General features: G+C 37.3%; 7 protein-coding genes. 2 read left to right on the top strand and 5 right to left on the bottom strand.

The genetic code is table 11. The annotated features are described in order from the left end of the window. Nucleotides 1-332: 332 nt before the first annotated feature. Entirely contained in the window at nucleotides 333-671 is a 339-nt protein-coding gene (locus NYQ66_RS13780; protein ID WP_259870263.1) for a DUF1048 domain-containing protein, read from the bottom strand. Next, the gene (locus NYQ66_RS13775) at nucleotides 668-1012 is read right to left on the bottom strand and encodes a PadR family transcriptional regulator (RefSeq protein ID WP_259870261.1); all 345 of its coding nucleotides are present in this window, start codon (nucleotides 1010-1012) and stop codon (nucleotides 668-670) included. The genes NYQ66_RS13780 and NYQ66_RS13775 overlap by 4 nt, the downstream gene beginning before the upstream one ends. A gap of 263 nt (nucleotides 1013-1275) precedes the next feature. Between NYQ66_RS13775 and NYQ66_RS13770 the strand changes: the two genes are divergently transcribed. Next, on the top strand, nucleotides 1276-2304 hold the full coding sequence (locus NYQ66_RS13770; protein WP_259870260.1) for a serine hydrolase domain-containing protein: 1029 nt from the start codon (nucleotides 1276-1278) through the stop codon (nucleotides 2302-2304). 92 nt (nucleotides 2305-2396) lie between these two features. Here the strand turns inward: NYQ66_RS13770 and NYQ66_RS13765 are convergent, their stop codons facing one another. Continuing rightward, nucleotides 2397-3821, bottom strand: coding sequence for a YcdB/YcdC domain-containing protein (locus tag NYQ66_RS13765; RefSeq protein WP_259870259.1), 1425 nt, complete (start codon nucleotides 3819-3821; stop codon nucleotides 2397-2399). Between the two features lie 191 nt (nucleotides 3822-4012). Continuing rightward, nucleotides 4013-4606 carry an NAD(P)H-dependent oxidoreductase gene (locus tag NYQ66_RS13760; RefSeq protein ID WP_259870274.1) on the bottom strand — a complete coding sequence of 198 codons (594 nt, stop codon included), beginning with the start codon at nucleotides 4604-4606 and terminating at the stop codon, nucleotides 4013-4015. A gap of 121 nt (nucleotides 4607-4727) precedes the next feature. On the opposite strand from NYQ66_RS13760, the gene NYQ66_RS13755 reads away from it, so the two are divergent. Continuing rightward, nucleotides 4728-5156, top strand: coding sequence for a MarR family winged helix-turn-helix transcriptional regulator (locus tag NYQ66_RS13755; protein ID WP_259870258.1), 429 nt, complete (start codon nucleotides 4728-4730; stop codon nucleotides 5154-5156). Nucleotides 5157-5257: 101 nt separating this feature from the next. Here NYQ66_RS13755 and NYQ66_RS13750 read toward each other — a convergent pair whose 3' ends face one another. Next, complete coding sequence (locus NYQ66_RS13750) at nucleotides 5258-6289, bottom strand: phosphotransferase enzyme family protein (protein ID WP_259870256.1); 1032 nt, start codon at nucleotides 6287-6289, stop codon at nucleotides 5258-5260. Nucleotides 6290-6306 lie beyond the last annotated feature (17 nt).

Below are 6306 nucleotides of genomic sequence, written 5' to 3'. Positions count from 1 at the left end.
AAGAAACTTACAATGATTTAATCTATTATACTCACTCATCATTTCACCTAATTTTTGTATCTTATTTTCTTTTCTACTTACAAACATTTTACCACGTGGGAATGTATGTTCTCAATCTATATTTTTGTTCACCAAACAAAAAATTGCTCAAGTAGAGCAGTCTAAGAACTGCCCTTGAGCGAAGCCCTTACATCCACGGGGCAAGCCCGCGTGGTTTTACGGGCTATTTCTATAACAAAAAAAAGACTATGAATCTCAATCCAACAGGAGAGCATTTCACAGTCTATAAATAATGCCATTTATAAAGTTCTGAAAAATTAACCTAATACGGATTAGTCACGACCAATCGTATTGTTTAACTTCGCACGATATTTATCCTTCCAACTTTTCGAGTCTTTCACAAGTTCGTCGCAAAAAGCGGCAACATTCTCACCAGTGAGGTCAGTGACTTTCTTGCCTTCTGCTGCGCCTTCCTCAAAAAGCTCAAGGATCCCACTGAAAACACGGTGTGTGTCTTTCCAGTCAGTGAGGCCGCTAGCAGTCCACATGTACTTTTTAATAGCGTTATAAGCATTAAGGTATTCACTTGGAAGTGCCTTGGCGCGTTCCTCCATCGCCTTCCATTCCCGTTTGTCTTCCAGGCTCCCAATTATTTTTTCGAAGATACTCATATTTCCTCCCCTTTTCCATTCGTTTTCATTTTCAGTTCATTAATTTTGTTTGAAATAAATTCCCATTTTTCCCAAAAGTTCTCTAGATGCTCTACACCTTCTGCATTTAGTGTGTAAAATTTTCTCGGTGGACCTTTCGTGGATGGCTTTTTATTGATGTCCACCAGATTGTTTCGCTCAAGCCGCATCGTAATCGTGTACACTGTGCCTTCCACCACATCAGCGAAGCCAAGTTCTCTTAGCTGTTGGGTGATCTCATAACCGTAAGTTTCACCACGGCTAATAATCTCAAGCACACACCCTTCAAGAACCCCTTTCATCATTTCAGTATTATTTTCCAAATTTTATCCCTCACTCGTATTTCTTTTTATTTATCAGTACTCTGTATAACAGGTAATCCGTATTACTTATTACTGGTATTTAGTATAACATAGTAGTGGCGGTTGTCAACAATATGTATTAGCTAATAACCGTATTACCCGAATGAGGATGAACAAAGTAATAAGACCTTTGTAACAACTCTTTCAACTCCACTTTTGGAACAAAAAACCAAATCGATCATGATATAATGTAAATAATTTAGAGAACTGAGGAGATGTACATAATGATTGATGAGATAAAGGATGATCATAGTATTCGGGAAGTGATTCTTCCATACATAAAAAATAAAACCAATCTCCTGCTTACTATTGGAATTTATAGAGAGGGGGAAACAGAAATAATAACGGAAGGAAATCCAAGTTCCCTTCCAAAAATAGCACCAGAACATCGGATATATGAAATTGGGTCGATCACAAAAGTCTTTACCGCTTCCTTATTAGCAAAAGCAATAACGGAAAAGAAGATAAACTTAGACGATTCCATCACAGAGTATCTTCCTACGTTAAAGAAAAATATAACATTACAAGCCCATCCAGTCACAATCAGACATTTAACTACTCATACATCTGGTTTACCTTCTTTGCCTTTTACCTTCACGATGAAACTACTATTGTCAAAAAGAGTCAGAAACAATCCTTATATTTATTTTACAAATGAGGATATGATCAAATTTTTACAAAAATTTAAGTTCAATCCTGAGAAAAGAAATTTTACATACTCCAATTTAGGTTTAGGTTTATTGGGCTATATTTTAGCTAAGGAATATGGTAACGAATATGAGAATGTCATAAAGCAAGAGATCACAGAAGAATTGAAAGCAACAGACACGGCCATACATTTATCTGCCAGTCAGAAAGCACGTCTCATACCAGGTTTCAATCACAAAAATAAACAAGTGAACAATTGGGATTTCAAGTCATTAGAGGCTGCAGGGGCACTTCGATCGACCATCACAGATCAGTTAGCATTCCTAGAAAGTCATATCGAGTCGAATAAAAATCACTTCAATAGTATTTTATCAGAAACCCATCACGTTCTACATGAACATACGGACGGGATGCATGTTGGTATGAACTGGATTATCAATAAAGAAAAAAACGTCATATGGCACAACGGCGGAACAGCGGGCTACTCTAGTTTTATGGGCTTTAACAAAGACAGAAAAATGGGTGTAGTGGTGCTCTCCAATTATGGACCTAGTCTATCACAGACAACTACAGTCGATCGCATTGGATTTGATTTATTAAAATAATGAGCAGATACCTCAGACAAGGTATCTGCCTCCAATAAGTTCCTCATTTTCTATAATGCAGAGGCGGACTCACCCCGCCTAATTACAACTTATCACTTGTCAACAATCACTTGTCCTGTCCTTGCATCAATATAACGAATGGAAGTTCTAGCATCATTCTCACATGCTCGATAAATCAGCAGAGCATCCTCCGTATCAAGATCTTTATCCCAAGCTAGTTCAAAGTCTAAATGTCGCAGGAAAATATCTCTTGCCTTTTCCTTCGTAATCAATGGCCTACTAGGAAGCTGACTCAACTCCACAAGGTCGAAATTTGGCCCACTATAATGATTCACTAATCCTGTAGTACAATCAACCGCGACAATGACGATCTCGGATAGAACTCGAACACCGGCCTCGGTTTGGATAGAAAAGGCGAAAGACTCGATCTTTCTCGCCTCATCTTCCTCAGCATCCCGAGCAATGCCCTGCAAGTAAGGATAGTAAGAGGCTACCTGTAATTGTAGAAACGCTAGTGCTTTTTGAAAACATTCTTCTCGGCTTAGATGAAGCTCACCTTCCCTTTGCTTAAACCAAATGAAGCTCCTGACTTCGCCTGTTTTTTTAGAAACCATTGCTTTCACCGTACCATCGTTTTGCCTTTTGAAAAAACTACAAACGGATAAGTCCTCAGTCGTGTTCTCCCAGTCCTTATCACGCCAAACGATACCAGTTTCGGGTCCCATATCCGTCTCACGAATCACCTCCATATTAGGGGGAATTCCAATAAAATCTTCCATCGATACCTTTTTATCACCAATAGTAGAGTTAGGCAGAGCGGGAAGCGCAAATGTTATTTCCGGAATATCCTCATCATGCATAATTGTTAAGGTTGGATTCAAAACATTAGCTTTATATCGCATGAAAGATGGCTCGATCTCATACACTAGACGAAGTCCACTTTCTGTAACATTTTGAAGGGAGGAGAGAAGACTGGTTATTACCAGATGAAAATCTAGTTTTTCTTGCACATCTTCCATTAGTTTTTCTTTTGCAATGATCACGTCCGGTATCTTCGGCGTCGGGTCAACCCCCTTATAACTAAACCCAATAATCTCCCCATAACTGTCTACATCAATAAAACAGCTAGAGCGCTTTAGTGGTAGGTCCATCACAAGCTGTTCATAGATGAAACGATATGCATGATCCCGTTTCTTCATTTCATAGAAGGTTACATGATCGAAAGCATCCGGATAAGACTTTAGTAAAAATTGCTCTGCTCGTTCTTTTCTTTCGTCTACATCTAAAGGAACTGTATCGTGCACCCTATGATCATCCTTGTGAATAGATAGACTTGTCAGATTACCATCTAAATCAAGTCTTAACGTAATCCCACTATCTTTTTCTTCATTCGCCCATGAAAAGAATGCCTCACCTTTTCCACCCTCTCCCACCGCATACTCCTCGATGAGAGGTGTTAAACCAGTTGGAATCGTGACGTACGATAATGCTCGTTTTCTTAATTTTTCTTTATCCAATTGTGCCCACCTCCTCGGTTAATCCTATACTATTGTTTGCTAACTGCTAGTTTAAGCTTATTAGAAAAACCGACTATACACAATAATGTTTGATTCACTCACTCTGTCTCATGCACCAACAATAAGTATGATTTTTGCTTTTAGCCCAAGTTCCTTTCTACTCTATAAAACTAATAGTTGATATCACGATGTTAAGCTATGGTTACAACATTTTTGAAGTACGTATATACTTTGTTTATTTTTTGTTGATGTTTCCCCTTTGCATTTTCCATGTTGCCAAACTCAAAGAACTTAACCTTTTTAATACCTACGTATTGAAATAATGCTTTACGCATTAAAACTTTATGAGCATTATTTAGCCAGTACAATGGATAAAAGGTTGGACCCTTCATTACAGAAATACACACTACAGATTTTCCCTTGAGCAACCCTTCTGGTAACAACTTTCCATGATCCTTGTAAGCAAATCCTGAAGCAAACATCTTATCGATATATCCCATTAACATAGCAGGTGGTCTTCCCCACCATATAGGATAGATAAAAATAATCTTTTCTGCCCACGAAAGTTGATCACGATATTTTTCTAATTCTGGATCTTTATCCATATCTCTTCTTTTCTTTTTCTCTCCAAATTCAAGGACCGGATTAAAATGCTCACCATATAAATCTAGAACCTGAACATCTTGGATAGCATGGTTTTCCTCACAACCACGAAGTACTCCTTCTAAAAATGCATAACTCAAGCTTTGGTGATTTGGATGGGTAAAAACAATAAGAACATTCATGAATAAAACACTCCATTCGTTATCATTTGATAACAAAATAGTAACACTCCCTTTAATTAGTTGTCAATTGATAATTGTTTTATGATAATATATTTGATACTTTGTACCTGAGGTGATTGATTTGAACAAGGGTCAGCTATTCCAACAGTTTGTTCGGTTTACTGCATCTGTACATCAAGTGACAAACGATATGACAAAAGAAATCAAAATTGAAAATATAACTAACGTTCAATACAAAATATTAGAGTTCCTTACAGTGAGCCAGCCTGTGACTCTAAGTGAAATCAGTGAATGCTTGCATCTATCTTTACCTAATGCTAGCCGCGAGTTGAAAAAGTTAATGCAAAGTCAACTTTGCGAAAAGATTGTAGATCCAAATGATCGTCGTAAGTATGACATTCGTCTGACAGAGAATGGAACAGCTCTAATGAATGAAGTGTTTCAAGAGCTTGAATTTAAATTTCAAGAGCAAATTAAGCATTTAACAGAATCCGAGCTGAAAGAAATAGAAGGGGCTATGAACATTTTACAAACTAAATTTTTTGCATAGGAAGGACAGATGTGAAACGTAGGGGACACCTATTAAAATAGCCTTTCGTGTAAAAACACCCCGAATTCGCAAATTTTACGAATTCGGGGTTGAATTATCGTTTAGATGGTTCGTTCCTCATACTCAAAAGGTTCTTCAACTGAATATATTTCATTGAAAAATCCCTTATACGGAATATCATCTTCCAAGCACTTGATGAGATAGGAAAGCTCTTCACCACATTCTAGTTCTTCCCCACTATTCCTCATTACCTCAAATGCATCAATGATGTTTTCCATTACTACTACATTAATAAATAATGGTAATTTTTCGAGCATAGAAATATTAATCTCCGCTTCAGATCGGTATCCATTGAGTACTGTTTCAAAATAATCCTTCATAAACGCTTGGCGTTTACCCGCATCTTTCTCAAATTGTATCCAGCCAACTCCGTGTGTCCAGATATTTGCAAGGTCAAACATGTACCAACAAAAACAAGAATTATCAAAGTCAAAAACAGTAATTTGACCAGAATCAAAATCTATCATGTAATTACCATCACTATAATCGAAATGTACCATACCATAAGATTCCTGGCTCATGTCCAGTCCTTTTAAAGTTTGAAGCAACTCTAATATTTTCTCCTTTAATAAGGATAATGAATCCGGTATCAAGTTATCGATATATGCAGCATTATATTTATCAAAAAAACTATAGCGACGATGACTCGGAGTGTACCCTTTCGCTAGTTGGTGCATTTTCCCTAGGACTTTACCGCAGTTATAATAATTTTCGGTAATAGGAACTCCTTCCCGATACTGATAATGATTTTCCGCAAGTTTCATTCCTTTAGCCTTTTTAAACAAAACGACAAAAAAGCTATGGTCATTGTAGACGATCTCTTCTAGTAATCTACCTCTTTGAGAGTTGACTACATCCGATACGCTTGCTCCATGTTGGAATAAATATCTAATATATTCAACTTCACCAAGTAGGTCTTGCCTGCTTCTATCATCTAGAAAAGAAATTCGGATAACCTTATCTTCTACACCATCTTTTCCACAGGTATAAACAAGATTCCGTCCACCTTCATGCGCTTGAACAGGGCAAATTTTATAGCCTTCTAACCCGTAAATTTCCAATATCTTAGGCATCAAATGTAAATCACTGA

The organism is Aquibacillus koreensis (assembly GCF_025154055.1).
GTDB classification, from domain to species: Bacteria; Bacillota; Bacilli; order Bacillales; family Amphibacillaceae; genus Aquibacillus_C; species Aquibacillus_C koreensis.
Note: the sequence above shows the minus strand (reverse complement) of the source record. Positions and strands in the feature narration are given on the sequence as shown.

What these genes read in the sequence shown, in the direction of transcription:
- NYQ66_RS13780 (WP_259870263.1), bottom strand. Translation starts at nt 671, where the DNA reads ATGAGTATCTTCGAAAAAATAATTGGGAGCCTGGAAGACAAACGGGAA.
- NYQ66_RS13770 (WP_259870260.1), top strand. Translation starts at nt 1,276, where the DNA reads ATGATTGATGAGATAAAGGATGATCATAGTATTCGGGAAGTGATTCTT.
- NYQ66_RS13760 (WP_259870274.1), bottom strand. Translation starts at nt 4,606, where the DNA reads ATGAATGTTCTTATTGTTTTTACCCATCCAAATCACCAAAGCTTGAGT.
- NYQ66_RS13750 (WP_259870256.1), bottom strand. Translation starts at nt 6,289, where the DNA reads ATGCCTAAGATATTGGAAATTTACGGGTTAGAAGGCTATAAAATTTGC.